Here is a 15,628-nt window from a genome sequence, read left to right as displayed (position 1 = left end):
GCTAGGAGGTCACCCGCCGCACCTCGATGACCAGCGCGGACGTCGGCCGCAGCACCGGCGCCGGCAGGCCGAGCTCGCCGAGCACCGCCCCGTGCAGCCGTACCGGCTCCTCGACCCATCGGGGCAGCGCCGCCGCCCGCTCGGGGAGCGGCCCCGCCACGCTCACCTCATAGAGGGCGTCCGGGTCGAGCCCCGGCAGGCGCAGCGTGTCGGGGCCGGTCTCGACCCTGGAGTCGAGCCGGACGAAGGCGAACACCGCGTGCTCCGGCAGCACCACGCCGTGCACGAGCGAGGACGGGTCGGCGTGGTCGGCGCGCACCACCCGGCCGGCGTGCAGCACCGGCCGCAGCCGCTTGTGCAGGGCGATCCACGTGGCCAGCTCCTCCAGCTCCGAGGCACTGGCCGAGGTGAGGTCCCATTCCACGCCCATGTGCCCGAACAGCGCGGTCGCCGCCCGGAAGGCCAGCGGCAGCCTCCGGCCGGTGCAGTGGTCGCGCGGCGCGCCGACGTGGCAGCCCAGCCGGTCCGGCGGCACGAGCAGCCCGGTCCAGCGCTGGATGGCCTGCCGGTCGAGCGCGTCGTTGCTGTCGGAGGTCCACACCCGGTCGGTGCGCGCCAGGACGCCCAGGTCGACGCGGGCGCCGCCCGACGAGCACGACTCGATCTCCAGGGCGGGGTGGCGGCGGCGCAGCTCGTCCAGCAGCCGGTAGGCGGCCGAGGTCTGCGCGTGCACGCCCGCGACGCCGTCGTGGACGGGCTCGGCGATGTCGCGGTTGTGGTCCCACTTGATGTAGTCGAGCTCGTACTCGGTGACGATGGTGTCGATGCGTTCGAGCAGGTAGTCGTAGGCCTGGGGCCTGGCCAGGTCGAGCACGAGCTGGTTGCGCTGCAGCGGCGGCGTGCGCTCGGCCCGGCCGAGGATCCAGTCGGGGTGCTCGCGGGCCAGGTCGGAGTCGGGGTTGACCATCTCGGGCTCGAACCAGAGCCCGAACTGCATGCCGAGCTTGCGCACCCGGTCGGCCAGCGGGCGCAACCCGTCGGGCCAGACGCCCTCGTCGACGTACCAGTCGCCGAGCCCGGCCCGGTCGTGGCGGCGGTGGCGGAACCAGCCGTCGTCGAGGACGAACCGCTCGACCCCGGCCGTCGCGGCCCGCTCGGCCAGCTCCAGCAGCCGGTCGAGGCCGTGGTCGAAGTAGGTCGCCTCCCAGTTGTTCAGCGTGACCGGCCGCACCGGCAGCGGCCTGGCCGCCCGCAGGTGGTCGTGCAGCCGCGCGCTGGCCTCGTCCAGGCCGCCGCCCGACCAGGTGAAGTACACCAGCGGCGTCGAGTAGCTCTCCCCTTCGCCCAGGACGATCTCGCCGGGTTCGAGCAGTTCGCCGCCCGCCAGCAGGCAGGGCCCGTCGTGCAACCGTTCCGCGTAGTGCACGTGGTTGCCGCTCCAGCCGGTGTGCACCGCCCACACCTCGCCGCTCCTGAACCCGAACCCGTTCGTCCCGGCCACCAGCAGCCCCGTGCCGTCGTGCCCGGTGCGCCCGCGGCGGTTCTCCCGCGACCAGGCGCCGTGCCCGAACGCGCGGCGCTGCGGCACCTTCTCCAGTGCCCAGCGGCCGGTGAAGTCCAGCAGCTCGCCGGCCCGCGCGGGCAGCGGCAGCGCGCAGGTCAGCCCTTGGAGCCGGTAGGGGGAGGCGGCGGTGTTGCGCACCGTGTGCCGCATCGTCACCAGCCCGCCGGCGTCCATGGTCAGCTCGCTCACCAGCTCCAGCCCGGCCCGCTCGTCGGAGGCGGCGATGGTCACCGTGCCGCCCCGGCCGGGGGTGGCCTCGGCGTCGAACCGGTCGAGCGTCCAGCGCACCGGCCAGTGCTCGCCGGCCCGCTCGCCGGACAGGCCCGGCCGGCCGTACCAGCTGTCGCCCTGGGCGGGCAGCAGCGGCGCCACGGGCGTCGGCGCGGCCAGCGCGGGCAGGAGATCGGGCCCGGCGGCGGGCCCGAGGTCGGCGCCGAAGTGGCGCACTCTCGGCAGATCGGATCCTGAGCCGTCGATCACCAGGGCGGCGCCGGCGGCGGAGAGAATGACGGGTGACAAGTCGGGCTCCTCACTCATCGGGCGCCGGCCCCGGCGCCCTTCTCGGGGGATACGACGTGACGCTACCTGAATGAGGGTCCTTGTCCCGATCTTGGGGTGGGCATGTCGAGGCCTCCCCGGCCTGCGCGCCGGGGAGGCCTCGATCAGGGGATGGCTCAGACGGAGATCCGGCCGGCGCCGGCGCTCGCGGTCACGACGGACTTGACGTTGGAGGCGGTGTCGAGCGAGTAGGAGTAGGGGATGGAGGCGACGCTGCCGCCGCTCTGGCCGGAGCCGGAGTTGACGAAGTGGTTGTTGCGGGCGACCAGGGTGCCGGGGCCCGAGTCACCCTCGCCCAGGTGGTACGGGTCCTTGGTGTTCTCGAAGTAGTTGCCCTCGACCAGCACTCCCGCGCCCTCGGTGGAGGCCACGCCGTAGCTGCCGACGCCGCCGTAGAAGTTGTTGTAGACGTGCACCGGGTTGCCGAACCGCACGCGTGGGTGGCGCTGGTTGGTGCCGTCGAACCAGTTGTGGTGGTAGGTCACGCGCAGGTGGCCGCGGTCCTCGCCGCCGTTGCCGTCGTCGTGGCCCAGCAGCATCGTCTTGTCGTGGCTGGAGACCTTGTTCCAGGAGACCGTGACGTAGTCGCTGGCGCGCTTGATGTCCACGGCGCCGTCCTTGCCGTTGCTGAAGGAGTTGTGGTCGATCCACACCCGGGTCGAGTACTGGACGTTGACGGCGTCGTCGTTCCAGTTGCGGAAGGTGAGGTTGCGGACGATCACGTTCGAGGCCTGCGAGATGTTGAAGCCGCAGCCGGAGATGGTCGCGCCCGAGTTGCCGAGCACGGTCTTGTTGGAGGCGACCTTGAGCATGCCGGAGCACGAGATCGTGCCCGACACCCGGATGACCGAGGCGGCACTGGCCGACAGGGCGCTGGTCAGCGCGGAGGCGCTGTTGACGGTGATCGGCGCGGTTCCGCCGCCGCCGGTGGTGCCGCCGCCCTGGGTGGCCCAGCCGACCAGGTCGGTCGGCGCGGCGTTGAGCGTGTGGCCGCCGCCGTTGCCGACCACGGCCGGTGCCGGCGCGGCCGCCGCGACGCCGGACACCGCGGTGCCGGTCAGCGCGATGACACCCGCGACGAGCGCGGCCGTTCTTACGTTGGTTGTGTGTCGCACGATGAAGCTCCTTGCTGGCCCGGCAGGCCCCGTTACGGCCTGCGATGTGGTGTCCCCCCAGCGAGCACTCGTTCACATATGTGGCCACAACATAGGTAAGCGCTTTCCCCTCGTCAACGAGCGGTGAAACTTTCATCACAACCCTTGTCAGAGCCTGTGCGAACTCGGCTTCACCTGCCCGAACGCAAAAACCCGCGCCTTCTCGCCACGATCCGTGACCGATGCTGGGCTGGCCATCTTGCCCCCGTCCGACCCGCGGGGCCGCTGCAAATCGCGGCAACTCGATGCCGCAAACCCGCAAACCCGCCCAGCACCCACGACAACCGCAGCACCGCCATGGCGCGGGCTCACGACCGCCGCGCCTCTCGCACGCCGGCCTGTCGCAACCGCGCCATCCGGCCGTCAGAAGCCCCGGCCGGGGCCGGCGGCGTCAGGACGGGTCGGCCCCTGCTCCCGTCCCCGTCTCGGTTTCGGTCCCGCGCCCGGATTCGCGCCCGGACTCGGCGGCGGTGAGCACCACCTGCCGTTCCTCCTCCGTCGGAGGCCGTACCCAGGTCAGGCCGGGCCCGCCGGAGGCGACCAGGCGGGCGACGATCTCGCGCAGCAACTCCCCGGCCGCCGCGTCCGGCTGCTTGTCCCGGACGTCGCGGAAGTGGTCGAGCACCCGCGCCAGGTCCAGCATCATCGTGTTGGCCCCCCGCGACCGCTGGACGGCCCCGTCGAGCAGGTCCTTGGCCAGCGCGGCGACGGGCTTGCCGTTGACGTGCGGCGTGGCCTCCTCCACCGGGGCGGTCACGGCGACCTGCAACGATCCAACCTCCGCGTGGCAAACCCCGGCGCCGCCGCCCACGACCTCGCGCACGGCCGCGGCGAAGCGCGCGCGGTCCATGCCGTCCACCTCCTCCTCCAGCCAGCCGGGCCGCAGGTGCAGCACCCCGGGCCGTTCGGTGTCGGCGCACCAGGCCATCAGCGCCGCGAACGTCCCCTGAGGATCGTGCATCGCGGCATTCCCGCGCGCCGCGAAGGCGTCGGCGAGCAGGTGCAGCGAGATGAGCCGCGGCGGTTCGTACACGGTGAGCACCCCCTGCTCCCCCGCGACGTCCAGCGGGTTGCCCGCGTCCCTGTAGGCCCGCAGGCCCTCGGTGAACGCGGCCTCCGACTCCGTCGTGAGCCGGAGTTCCCAGCCCTGCCTCGGCTCCGCCCCGCCCGCGTCCCCGGCGTCGCCCCCGGCGGAATCACGGCGGAGCCACCAGGCCAGCGCGCCGATGACGGCGGCGGCCACCACTGTGACTGCGATCCACACGATATTCGTACTTTCCCCTCGTACCTGCAGCCACAGCAGCGTAGTGTGATCTCCCCCTGCAAACGCCAGAATTTCACCAAATTTCGGGTGTCGTCTTCGCATTCCCGGACGGCTGACAGAATTGGGAAGGTGACAGATGGCATCCTGACGGCGGACCAGATCCTCGCGGCGGCACAGGACGTGCTGCGCCGCTACGGCCCCGCCAAGGCGACGGTCGTCGACGTCGCACGGGCGCTCGGCGTCAGCCACGGCAGCGTCTACCGGCACTTTCCCAGCAAGACCGCGCTGCGCGAGGCCGTCACCCAGCGCTGGCTGGACGAGTCGCACGCCGAGCTGGAGACCGTCATGGCCGCCGGCATCCCGGCCGATGAGCGGCTGCGCGACTGGCTCGCGGCGCTGTTCGGCGCCAAGCGCAAGAAGGCGCTCGACGACCCGGAGCTGTTCGCTACCTACATGGTGCTGGTGAAGGAGGCGAGCGCGGTCATCGACCGGCACGTCGCCGGGCTGATCGGCCAGCTCGAACAGATCATCGCCGCCGGGGTCGCCCGGGGCGAGCTGGCCGCCCCCGACCCGGCCGTCGCGGCGCGCGCCGTCTTCCAGGCCGCGAGCACCTTCCATAACCCCATACACGCCGCCGAGTGGGGCAGACCGGGCATCGAGCGCGAATTCACCGCGCTGTGCGACCTCATCCTCCGGGGCCTGGAGCCCCGCACGGGGTGAGAATTTTCCCCCCGGTAATCGGAATTGTTTTCCTGAGGGATTCTCCCATCCACCCCGATTCGCGGCCGGCCGCGCGGGATGCTCCGGTGAACAAGTACACTCCCTTTCGGAAAAACGCAGTCGCGCTCAGTGACATACGCGCGGCGAGGACCGTTCCACACAACCGACGACGGGATGTTCCAGGTCCGGACACGCCAGGGGGCCGGCTTGCGCGCGCTGCATCTGATCATCAGCCGCACCAGCGCGACCCTCACCGTCAGCCTCGCCGGCGAACTCGACATCGCCACCACAGAACTGCTCCGCGGCCACCTGCTGGAACTGCTGCAGGAGGCCGGGCATCCGCACCGCCGGCAGGCCGGGCTGGTCATCGAGGTCAGCCGGCTGTCGTTCATCGACGCGGCCGGGCTCGGCATCCTCGTCTCCGTCCAGAACCAGGCCCTGCTCCGGCGCATCCCGCTGCGCATCGCGGGCGCCCCGCCCTCCATGCGGCGACTGCTGCGCATCACCGGCCTGGACGCCCACCTCACCTGAGCGGCCACACCGGTAGGTTGTGGGCCATGATTCAGGTTCCCGATGAGATACCCGTCAGGCTCGAGGACGGGTTCGAACGGATCAGGCGGGAGCACAGGCTCCCCGACGACTTCCCCGCTCCCGTGCTCGAAGAGGCCGCGTGGGTGGCGCTGGTGCCCAGGCTCGACGCCGAGGACCTGTCGGACGTGCCGTTCGTGACCATCGACCCGCCCGGCTCGATGGACCTCGACCAGGCCGTCCACCTCGAACGACTGCGCGGGGGCTACCGCGTCTGGTACGCCATCGCCGACGTCGGCGCGTTCGTGCGCCCCGGCGGCGTCATCGACACCGAGGCCCGCACCCGTGGCCAGACCGTCTACCTGCCGGTGGGCAAGGTGCCGCTGCACCCCAAGGTCCTGTCGGAGGACGCGGCCAGCCTGCTGCCCGGCGCGCTGCGCCCCGCCGCGGTGTGGCGGATCGACCTCGACGCCGACGGGCAGATCATGGGCGCCGACGTGCAGCGCGGCCTCGTCCGCAGCCGCGAGCGCCTCGACTACGCCTACATTCAGGCGGCCGTCGACACCGGCACGGCCGACGGCACACTCGGGCTGCTGGCCGAGATCGGCAGGCTCCGCCTGGCCCTCGAACGCGAACGCGGCGGCGTCACCCTGCCCACCCCCGACCAGGAGGTGGTCCACGACGACGGCGGCTACCGGCTGGAGTTCCGCATGCCGCTGCCCGCCGAGGCGTGGAACGCGCAGATCTCCCTGCTGACCGGCATGGCCGCGGCGACCATGATGCTCGACGCCGAGATCGGCATCCTGCGCGTGCTGCCGCGCCCGCGCCCCGACGACCTGGCCAAGGTGCGCCGGGTGGCGCTCGCGCTGGACGTGGCCTGGCCCGACGGGGCCGGATACGGCGAGGTCGTGCACGATCTGGATCCGAAGCAGGCGCAGCATGCGGCGTTCCTGCACGAGTCGAAGGTGCTGCTGCGCGGGGCCGGTTACGTGGCCTTCGACGGCGCGCCGCCCTCGCTGGCCGAGCACTCGGCGGTGGCGGCCCCGTACGCGCACGTCACGGCCCCGCTGCGGCGTCTGGCCGACCGTTACGCGACCGAGGTGTGCCTGGCGGTCGCCGCGGGCGAGCCGGTGCCGTCCGAGGTGCGCGCGGTGCTTGCCGGGCTGCCCGACGCCATGTCCGCGACCGGGCGGCGCGCCGGGGCCGTGGAGCGCGCCTGCGTGGACTTGGTGGAGGCGTTCCTGCTGCGTGACCGGATCGGGCAGGCGTTCGAGGCGATGGTGATCGACGTGGACGAACGCCGTGGGGGCGGCCAGGTGCAACGCCTCGACGTGGACGAGCGCCGTGGGAGCGGCCAGGTGCAGCTCCTCGACCCGGCCGTGATCGCCCGTTGCGACGGTGACCTGCCCCTCGGGGAGCGGGTGACCGTACGCCTGACGCAGGCCGACCCGGCCTCCCGCGAGGTCCGCTTCGCCCTGGCCTGACAGGCGCATGTCCTCCCGGCCACGCCGGGCAAGAGACCCCGGGGCCCGCCCGGCCCTCGCGGCTCAGCGCGTCTTGGCGCGCATGCCGTCGCAGACCACGTCCGCCATTCTGACGACCGCGCCCCGGGCGCGTGCCCTGCGCTCGGCGACCAGGCATCCGCGCAGCAGGTCCAGTACGTCCTCCGCCACCAGGTCGCGCCGCACCGCACCGGCCCGCTGCGCCCTGTCCAGCAGCCGTGCCAGCGCACCGGCGAAGTCGGCCGCCAGCGTGGAGCCCGGCCGGAACGTCATCATCGGACCGCCCTCCAGCATGTCGCAGAGCGCCTGGTTGGCCGACGCCTGCTCGACCACCTGCGAGAACCACCCGAAGAACGCCTTGCCCGCGTCCTCGGCCGTCGCCAGCGCCCGCCCGTCGGCCACGAACCGCTCCATCCGCCCCAGCAGCACCGCCTCGAACAGCGCCTCCTTGGTCGGAAAGTGCCGGTACACGGTGCCCACCCCGAACCCGGCCCTGCGGGCGATCTCGTCGAAGGAGATGGTCAGGCCGTCGCTGGCCAGGGCCTCCTGCGCGATCTGCAGCACCCGTTCCCGGTTGCGCCGCGCGTCGGCGCGCAACGGCCTGGCCGAGCTGTGATCATCGCCCAATCCATCCACCTGCCCGTGACGAACGGAGAGATCCCTCCGATGTTCACGTACGGCCAAGCGGAGAGAGCTCTCCGATTCTAACGGAGATACCACGACATACACCCCTGAACACCCCTAAACCCGCACCACCCAGCGCCCGCACCGCAGGCCACGCCCGCCGACGCCGCCCCGCGCTCATGCCACACCGCCGCCTGTAGTCCGTTCCGGAACCACCCCGGCACCCGCCCACGAAGGACGGGTGCCGGGCGGAGGAGAGCTCCGTCAGGGTGGGGCTGACAGGCGGGCGGTGTGGGGTTGGAAGCCGACGCGCTTGAGCCGGACCCGATCCACCCGGGGCACCGGATCCACGTGCACCATCCGGGCCCCTTCGGGAACGTGCCGCAGATCGTGCGTGATCAACAGCGTCGTCCGCCCGGCCATCAGCCGCCGCAGCGGCCGCATGACCTGCTCGACCGTCCCCTCGTCGAGCCCGGTCATGGGTTCGTCGAGCACCAGCACGGGCGCGTCCCGCAGGATGGCCCTGGCGATCGCGATCCGCTGCCGCTGCCCGCCGGACAGCAGCCGCCCCCGCTGCCCCACCGGCGTGTCGTACCCCTGGGGCAGCAGTTTGACGAAGTCGTGCACGCCGGCCGCCTCGGCGGCCCCGATGATCTCCTCCAGCGAGGCTCCCGGCCGGCCGTAGGCGATGTTGTCGCGTACCGACCCCGAGAACAGCAGTGTCTCCTGGTGCAGCACGGTGACGTTCTCGCGCAGCGAGCGCCGGGTCAGGCCCCGGATGTCGACGCCGTCGAGCAGGATGCGGCCGGCGCCCGGTTCGTAGAAGCGCAGCAGCAGCTTGGCGATCGTGGACTTGCCCGCCCCGCTGGGCCCGGTCAGGACGACGACCTGGCCGGGGACGGCGCTGAACGACAACTCCTGCAGCGCGGGCCGTCCCCGCCCCGGGTAGGCGAAGCCGACCTTCTCGAACGACACCAGCCCGCGGCTTCGCCCGACCGCCACGGCTCCGGGGGCGTCGGTGACGGTGGGCCGGCCGCGCAGGAGTTCGATGACCCGGTCGGCCCCCGCGGCGGCTTGCGACACCGTCAGGGCCATCTCCCCCAGCCCTTGGACGGCCGGGTACAGCAGGGCCAGGTAGGCGGCGAAGGCCAGCAGCCCGCCGAGCGTCAGCCGGCCCGCGGTGATCTCCCACGCGCCGAAGCCGAGGATGACGATCAGGCAGACGGTCTCGATGACCTGGACGGCGGGGCCGTACAGACCCGACAGCCACGCCTGGGACATGTTGGCGCGCAGCCAGCGGCCCCCTTCGCGGTGCAGCCGCCGCGACTCGGCTTCCTGCCGGTTGTAGGCCTGCACGAGCGGCTGGTTGGCCAGCCCTTCCTCCAGGACGCTGTTCATGGCCCCGTTGCTGGCGCGCTCGCGCGCGGCGGCCGTCCTGAACCGCCCGGCGAACACTTTGGAGACCACCAGGAACGCCGGGATGAGCGCCATGGTGAGCAGCGCGAGGTCCCAGCGGATGAAGAAGGCCGCCCCCGCGAAGAAGATCACGCTGACGACCGTGGTGAACGCCTTGACCAGGCCGGAGCCGACGAGTTCCTCGATGGCCTCGATGTCGTCGGTGAGGCGGGCCATGAGATCGCCCAGGCGCCGGTTCTCCGAGAAGTCGGGGGCGAGGGTCTGCAGGTGGGCGAAGACCCGGTCGCGCAGCGTGAGCAGGAAGCGTTCCGCGCCGAGCGCCGTGAGGTAGGAGCCGGCGAAGGAGGTCGCGCCGGCGATGGCGGCCAGCCCCAGCCAGGCGAACGCCGGGGCCCAGAACGCCGCCAGTTGTTTCGTGGTCAGCACCTCGTCGGTGATGTGGCCGAACAGGCGGATCGCGGCGACTTCGCACAGTGCGGCCAGGACGGCGAAGAAGGCCCCGGCGACGAATAGGCGGCGCAGCCCACGGGTGTCCGGCCAGAACTCGCGAAATGTGCGGCGCAGTGAAATCGCCGGCGCGAGTTCCCGGCCGGAAGCAGTCAATGAGAGCCGACGGCGGGGCCGCCGGCTCTCACGGGTGTTGTCTAGCACCACCACCACCTGCGGCGGGGGCAGCCCCACCAGCGACGACGTCGCCTACGGCAGCCCCATCCCTGTTGGAATCCGACCTGTGTGAGCTGAGTGCTAGCCATGATTCCCCCCTGTGTGGTTGGCTGACACTTACACATTTCAGACGCTAGCACCCGAATTGCGACAAAGCACGACATATTCATCGCACCCCAAAAAGCTTGACCGGCAAAACGGCCCAGTAAGGGCGATTCACGGCGATATTTAAATACCGTGCAAAAGCGTAAAGTCACTAGAAATGGTCATGCGATCGCCAAAGATGCTACTGACGACCAGTGCACCCGATACTTTGGTCCGATGGCACGCCGGGCCCCCCGCCGCCAGCATGGACGCATGACGTTTCTCGGGGTGCTCCTCATGATCCAGGGCTTCGGCTCGCTCATCGCCGACCGCTTCTTCGACAAGGGCTTCGGCCTGCTGCACCTGGTACTGGACGGCGGCGCGCTCACGGCCGCCGGCGTGGTCGTGGGCCTGCTGGGCGTGGCGCTGACGGTGTTCGGCCTGCGGAAAGGCGAGTGATCAGGTCAGCGACGAGTAGGCGACCACGCCCCGCCGCATGGCGTCCACGGCCTTGCCGGCCGTCTGCTTGATCTTGCTTCCCGGCGGCACCGCGTTGCCGAGCTGCCCGAGCAGGTCCATGAGCTGCTTGACCCACCGGACGAAGTCGCCGGCCGCCAGCTCGTTGCCGTTGATGCCGTCCATGAGCACGGCGTCGAGGCTGTGGCCCTTGGTCCAGCGGAACGCCGCCCACGCGAACCCCATGTCGGGCTCCCTGATCGTGGACAGGCCGTGGTCGGACTCGATGCCCTCCAGCTCGCCCCACAGCCGCATCATCGCCGTCAGCGCGTCCTGGGCGCGCCCGGCGGGGATCTTGGGGCGGCGCGTGTCGTCGGAGGCCCGCGCCTCGAAGACCAGCGCCGACACGCACGCCGCCAGCTCGGCCGGGTCGAGCTCCTCCCACAGTCCGTTGCGCAGGGACTCGGCGGTCAGCAGGTCCAGCTCGGTGTAGAGGCGGCCCAGCCGGCGCCCCTCGTCGGTGACGGTCTCGCCATCGAGATAACCCAGCTGCTCCAGCACCGAGCAGATGCGGTCGAAGGTGCGGGAGATGACGTGGGAGCGGCCCTCGACGCGGCGGCGCAGCCCCTCGGTCTCGCGCGCCAGCTTGTGGTAGCGCTCGGCCCACCGCGCGTGGTCCTCACGCTCGTCGCAGCCGTGGCACGGGTGCTGGCGGATGCGCCGGCGCAGCTCGTTGACCTCGTCGTCCTCGACGGAGTGGTCGCGCGCCCTGGCCGGCTTGCCGAGGTCGCGATCGCCGATCTTGGCCAGCAGCGTGGAGACGAGGTTGGCCCGCTCCTTGGGCGAGCGGCCGTTGAAGTTCTTCGGGATGCGCAGCTTCTCCAGGGGCTCGACCGGCACGGGGAAGTCGGCAGGGTCGAGCTTCTTGATCTGCTTGCCGATCGTCAGCACCAGCGGGCTCGGCCCGTGACCGCGCGGGTTGCGCCCGGGGTCGAGCACGATCGCCAGGCCCGCCCTGCGCCCGCCCGGCACCCGGATCACATCGCCCGGCTGCAGCGCCTCCAGCGAGCGCACCGCCGCGGCCCGCCGGGCGGCGCCGCGCTGCTTGGCCAGCTCGGCCTCGCGGTCGGACAGACGCCGGCGCAGCGCCGCGTACTCCGGGAAGTCGCCCAGGTGGCACGTCATGGCCTCCTGGTAGCCCTCCAGGGCCTCCTCGTGCTTGCGAAGCTGCTTGGCCAGCCCCACGACCGCCCGGTCGGCCTGGAACTGCGCGAAGGACTCCTCCAGCAGCGTCCTGGCCCGCTCGCGGCCGAACTGGCCGACGAGGTTGACCGCCATGTTGTAGGAGGGCTGGAAGCTGGAGCGCAGCGGATACGTACGGGTGCCGGCCAGGCCCGCCACCGACAGCGGATCCATGCCCGCCTGCCACAACACCACGGCGTGGCCCTCGATGTCGATGCCGCGCCGCCCGGCCCGCCCGGTGAGCTGGGTGTACTCGCCCGGCGTCAGGTCGGCGTGGGTCTCGCCGTTCCACTTGTCGAGCTTCTCGATCACCACGCTGCGCGCCGGCATGTTGATGCCCAGCGCCAGCGTCTCGGTGGCGAAGACGGCCTTGACCAGGCCGCGGGTGAACAGCTCCTCCACGACCTCCTTGAAGGCCGGCAACATCCCGGCATGGTGGGCCGCCAGGCCCCGCTCCAGGCAGTCGCGCCACTCCAGGTAGCCGAGCACCGCCAGGTCCTCGTCGGGCAGGTGGGCGGTGCGCTCGTCGACGAGCTGCCTGATCTCGTGCTGCTCGCGCTCGGTGGTGAGCCGGATGCCGGAGTACAGGCACTGCTTCACGGCCGCGTCGCAGCCCGCGCGGGAGAAGATGAACGTGATCGCGGGCAGCAGGGCCTCGGCGTCGAGCTTCTCGATCACCTGCACGCGGTCCGGCGGCCTGGAACGCTGCGGCCGGCCGTTGCCGCGCCTGCCGCGGCCCGCCATCAGCCGCTCGGCGTCGCGCGTCACCCGCATCAGCGTCGGGTTGATGCGGGGCGGGTCGTCGCCGACGAAGATGTCGTAGATGCGGTGACCGACCATCATGTGCTGCCACAGGGGTACCGGCCGGTGCTCGTCGACGATCACCGTGGTGTCGCCGCGCACCTCGCCGAGCCACTCGCCGAACTCCTCGGCGTTGCTGACCGTCGCCGACAGCGCCACCAGCCGCACCGACTCCGGCAGGTGGATGATGACCTCTTCCCAGACCGCGCCGCGGAAGCGGTCGGCCAGGTAGTGGACCTCATCCATGACCGCGAACCCGAGCCCGCCCAGCGTCGCCGAGCCGGCGTAGAGCATGTTGCGCAGCACCTCGGTGGTCATGACCACGATGGGGGCCTCGCCGTTGACGCTGTTGTCGCCGGTCAGCAGGCCGACCTTGGCCGTGCCGTACCGTTTGACCAGGTCGTTGTACTTCTGGTTGGACAGCGCCTTGATGGGCGTGGTGTAGAAGCACTTGCGGCCCTGCTCCAGCGCCAGATGGACGGCGAACTCGCCGACCACGGTCTTGCCCGACCCCGTGGGCGCCGCCACCAGGACGCCGTCTCCCGCCTCCAGCGCACGGCAGGCGTCCAACTGGAATTCATCCAGCTCGAAGTCGTAGTGACCTCGGAACGATCTCAGCGCGGCCCCGTCGTCTCCGTGCTTCTGACGGAAGGCCGCATAGCGATCCGCTGGCGTCGTCATACCCGTCAGCCTACCGAAATCGCCATTCCGGTCTGTCCCTCCCATCGCACCGCCCTCTCAGCGGGCCGCCGGCGCGGCCGTGTGCCGTGCGCCGCCCGCGCGGCGGATCCGGCCTCCGGCCAGGCGCCTTTACAAAGTAGATTTCAAACGATGACGCGCAGCGCGCCCGGCCGCACCTCGCACTCCATCGGCGCGGGGCCCACCCGTTCGCCGTCGGCGTAGGCGTAGACGTCCTGTGCCTCCACGCGCACGCTGCGCGCACGCCGCACCGACACCGCCCGATGGCCGAGATGCGCGCCCCGGTACACGCTCGGGAACATCCGCACGAACTCGGCCTTCGAGACCGCCTCCAGCATCACCACGTCCAGCAGCCCGTCGTCGGGCCGCGCGTCGGGGCACACCCGCATGCCCGCGCCGTAGGAGCAGGTGTTGCCCACGGCCACCAGCATGACCTCCCGCTCGACCACCTCGCCGTCGTCGAAGGTCACCCGGTAGGGGATCGGACGGAACGAGCGCAACTCCCGCGCGGTGGCCACCAGGTAGCGGGCCCTGCCCGGCGGCCAAGCGAGCCGGTTGGCCCGCTCGTTGACCCGCGAGTCGAACCCGCAGCACACCACCCCGGCGAACAGCTCCTCGGTCTGCCCGGCCCTGATGCGGGCGGCGTCCACGAGGCGCGACTTCATGCGCAGCACGGCGCGGGCGGCGGCGATGGGGTCGCGGGCGGGCACGCCGAGCGCGCGGGCGATGTCGTTGCCCGTGCCCGCGGGGATGATGCCGAGCGGCACGTCGGTGCCGGCCACGGCCTGCACGGCCAGGTGCACCAGGCCGTCGCCGCCGAAGGCGACGAGCGCGTCGGGGCGCTCGGCCACGGCGGTGCAGGCGCGTTCCAGCGCGTCGGTGGCGTCGTCTCCGACGATCACCGACAACTCGGCCCCTCCGGCGCGCAGGCGGCGCGCCACGGGTTCGAGCAGGCGCAGCGTACGGCCGCCGCGGGCGGCGGGGTTGACGAGCAGGGCGAGTTGAGGGGACACGCCCGGAATTTATCGCCTATCGCGCGGAACCGGAATCCTCATCCGATCTGTTGGGGCCGGAATCTCTGTTGCGGCCGGAGTCGTCGTCGAGCGGAGCATCGTCGGCGGTCGGCGCGCGGTCCTCGGCGAGCGGGGATGCCTCGTCGTCGGACAGGTGCGAGAAGTCCTCTCCGGCGGGGGCGCGCCTCTCGCGCAGGTACATGACGAGCTCGGCCAGGAAGAACAGGATGATCATGGGGGCGGCCAGCGCCATCATCGTGATGGGGTCGCCGCCGGGGGTGATCACGGCGCCGAAGACGAACATCACGAAGATCACCGTGCGCCGGTGCTTCTTCACGGCGGCGTGCGGCAGAATGCCGATGATGTTGAGGAACACCAGCAGGAGCGGCAGCTCGAACGACACGCCGAAGATCAGCAACATGATCAGGACGTAGTCGAGGTATTCGTCGATGCCGATGGTGGCGACGGTGCCGTCGATCGAGAACCCCAGCAGGATGGCCAGGCTGGTGTCCATGATGATGTAGGCCAGCGCCGCGCCGAGGACGAACAGCGGGACGGCCAGGCCGAGGAAGGTGATCGAGTAACGCTTCTCGGTGCGATACAGGGCCGGGGTGACGAACGCCCAGATCTGGTAGAGCCAGACCGGGCAGGCCAGCACCAGGCCGATCATCAACGAGACCTTCAGCGTGATGAAGAAGGACTGGAAAATGCCGCTGTAGGTCAGGGCGCAGTGCCCGTTGAGCTGGGTCGACTGCGGCGTCTCACAGTAAGGCGCCTTGAGCACCTGCCACACCGGATCGAAGAAGAACCATCCGATGATGATGCCCACGAGCACGGCGCCCATCGCGATGAGCAGCCGGTTGCGCAGCTCACGCAGGTGCTCCATCAGCGGCATGCGACCTTCGGGGTCGCGCTCGGATCGGCTCGACCGTTTCAGCAGCGCCATCTAGCAGTCCAGGTGACGAGGAGGGACGGGGGTTCAGACGCGCTTGTCGGCCTGCGCGGCGGCACTGGCGCGCAGCCTGGCGGCCTGCTCCTCGAGCTGACGGGCCTGCTCCTCGGCCGACGGCACCGGCGTGCCCTGGATCACCTGCGGCTGCGGCTGCGCGGGCTGGGGGTAGGCGGAGGAGGGGGTCTGGGCCTGGGCCGTGTGCGTGGTCTCGTCCTCGTCGCGCAGCTTGGCGGTCTCGGACTTGAAGATGCGCAGCGAACGGCCGACGCCCCTGGCCATCTCGGGCAGCTTCTTGGCGCCGAACAGCAGCACGAGCACCAGCGCGATGATCAGAAGTTCGGGAACTCCAAGGTTCGGCATGAAACGCCCTTTTCTATCGAGTGCCGGT

13 protein-coding genes are annotated in these 15,628 nt (G+C 71.2%); 4 read left to right on the top strand and 9 right to left on the bottom strand.

The window, feature by feature from the left end; all coding sequences use genetic code 11:
- Window position 1 precedes the first annotated feature (1 nt).
- From ACFOY2_RS24820 to ACFOY2_RS24810, 3 genes are all read right to left on the bottom strand, one after another.
- Window positions 2–2,083: an alpha-galactosidase gene (locus ACFOY2_RS24820; protein WP_449290141.1), complete on the bottom strand. Its 2,082-nt coding sequence runs from the start codon at window positions 2,081–2,083 to the stop codon at window positions 2–4.
- A gap of 155 nt (window positions 2,084–2,238) precedes the next feature.
- The gene (locus tag ACFOY2_RS24815; RefSeq protein ID WP_379530472.1) at window positions 2,239–3,237 is read right to left on the bottom strand and encodes a pectate lyase family protein; all 999 of its coding nucleotides are present in this window, start codon (window positions 3,235–3,237) and stop codon (window positions 2,239–2,241) included.
- 430 nt (window positions 3,238–3,667) lie between these two features.
- Window positions 3,668–4,540, bottom strand: a complete 873-nt coding sequence (locus ACFOY2_RS24810) for a hypothetical protein (RefSeq protein WP_379530471.1) — start codon at window positions 4,538–4,540, stop codon at window positions 3,668–3,670.
- Window positions 4,541–4,669: 129 nt separating this feature from the next.
- Between ACFOY2_RS24810 and ACFOY2_RS24805 the strand changes: the two genes are divergently transcribed.
- The 3 genes from ACFOY2_RS24805 (at window position 4,670) to ACFOY2_RS24795 (ending at window position 7,272) form a co-directional block, all read left to right on the top strand.
- Window positions 4,670–5,260, top strand: a complete 591-nt coding sequence (locus tag ACFOY2_RS24805) for a TetR family transcriptional regulator (RefSeq protein ID WP_379530470.1) — start codon at window positions 4,670–4,672, stop codon at window positions 5,258–5,260.
- Between the two features lie 207 nt (window positions 5,261–5,467).
- Entirely contained in the window at window positions 5,468–5,791 is a 324-nt protein-coding gene (locus ACFOY2_RS24800) for an STAS domain-containing protein (RefSeq protein ID WP_379530469.1), read from the top strand.
- Between the two features lie 26 nt (window positions 5,792–5,817).
- Window positions 5,818–7,272, top strand: a complete 1,455-nt coding sequence (locus ACFOY2_RS24795) for an RNB domain-containing ribonuclease (protein WP_379530468.1) — start codon at window positions 5,818–5,820, stop codon at window positions 7,270–7,272.
- 63 nt (window positions 7,273–7,335) lie between these two features.
- Here the strand turns inward: ACFOY2_RS24795 and ACFOY2_RS24790 are convergent, their stop codons facing one another.
- Both ACFOY2_RS24790 and ACFOY2_RS24785 read right to left on the bottom strand, forming a co-directional pair.
- Window positions 7,336–7,917 (bottom strand): TetR/AcrR family transcriptional regulator, encoded by a 582-nt coding sequence (locus tag ACFOY2_RS24790; RefSeq protein WP_379530467.1) that lies wholly within the window; start codon window positions 7,915–7,917, stop codon window positions 7,336–7,338.
- A 261-nt stretch (window positions 7,918–8,178) separates the two neighbouring features.
- Window positions 8,179–9,981 (bottom strand): ABC transporter ATP-binding protein, encoded by a 1,803-nt coding sequence (locus ACFOY2_RS24785; RefSeq protein ID WP_379530466.1) that lies wholly within the window; start codon window positions 9,979–9,981, stop codon window positions 8,179–8,181.
- Window positions 9,982–10,350: 369 nt separating this feature from the next.
- Here ACFOY2_RS24785 and ACFOY2_RS24780 point away from each other — a divergent pair, with 369 nt between their 5' ends.
- Window positions 10,351–10,536 (top strand): hypothetical protein, encoded by a 186-nt coding sequence (locus ACFOY2_RS24780; protein WP_379530465.1) that lies wholly within the window; start codon window positions 10,351–10,353, stop codon window positions 10,534–10,536.
- On the opposite strand, the gene ACFOY2_RS24775 is transcribed toward ACFOY2_RS24780, so the two are convergent.
- The 4 genes from ACFOY2_RS24775 to tatA all read right to left on the bottom strand — a co-directional run bounded on the left by ACFOY2_RS24775 (window position 10,537) and on the right by tatA (window position 15,600).
- Window positions 10,537–13,257 (bottom strand): DEAD/DEAH box helicase, encoded by a 2,721-nt coding sequence (locus tag ACFOY2_RS24775; RefSeq protein WP_379530464.1) that lies wholly within the window; start codon window positions 13,255–13,257, stop codon window positions 10,537–10,539.
- Window positions 13,258–13,400: 143 nt separating this feature from the next.
- Complete coding sequence (locus ACFOY2_RS24770; protein ID WP_379530463.1) at window positions 13,401–14,288, bottom strand: diacylglycerol/lipid kinase family protein; 888 nt, start codon at window positions 14,286–14,288, stop codon at window positions 13,401–13,403.
- A 16-nt stretch (window positions 14,289–14,304) separates the two neighbouring features.
- Window positions 14,305–15,234, bottom strand: coding sequence for a twin-arginine translocase subunit TatC (tatC, locus tag ACFOY2_RS24765; RefSeq protein WP_379530462.1), 930 nt, complete (start codon window positions 15,232–15,234; stop codon window positions 14,305–14,307).
- A 33-nt stretch (window positions 15,235–15,267) separates the two neighbouring features.
- Window positions 15,268–15,600, bottom strand: coding sequence for a Sec-independent protein translocase subunit TatA (tatA, locus tag ACFOY2_RS24760; RefSeq protein ID WP_379530461.1), 333 nt, complete (start codon window positions 15,598–15,600; stop codon window positions 15,268–15,270).
- Window positions 15,601–15,628: the final 28 nt, after the last annotated feature.

Origin of the sequence: Nonomuraea purpurea (genome assembly GCF_042650645.1) — a bacterium.
In the GTDB taxonomy this organism is placed as follows: Bacteria; Actinomycetota; Actinomycetes; order Streptosporangiales; family Streptosporangiaceae; genus Nonomuraea; species Nonomuraea purpurea.
Note: the sequence above shows the minus strand (reverse complement) of the source record. Positions and strands in the feature narration are given on the sequence as shown.

Coding starts and splice junctions, on each gene's coding strand:
- ACFOY2_RS24795 (WP_379530468.1), top strand. CDS start 5,818: ATGATTCAGGTTCCCGATGAGATACCCGTCAGGCTCGAGGACGGGTTC.
- tatA (WP_379530461.1), bottom strand. CDS start 15,600: ATGCCGAACCTTGGAGTTCCCGAACTTCTGATCATCGCGCTGGTGCTC.
- ACFOY2_RS24780 (WP_379530465.1), top strand. CDS start 10,351: ATGACGTTTCTCGGGGTGCTCCTCATGATCCAGGGCTTCGGCTCGCTC.
- tatC (WP_379530462.1), bottom strand. CDS start 15,234: ATGGCGCTGCTGAAACGGTCGAGCCGATCCGAGCGCGACCCCGAAGGT.
- ACFOY2_RS24775 (WP_379530464.1), bottom strand. CDS start 13,257: ATGACGACGCCAGCGGATCGCTATGCGGCCTTCCGTCAGAAGCACGGA.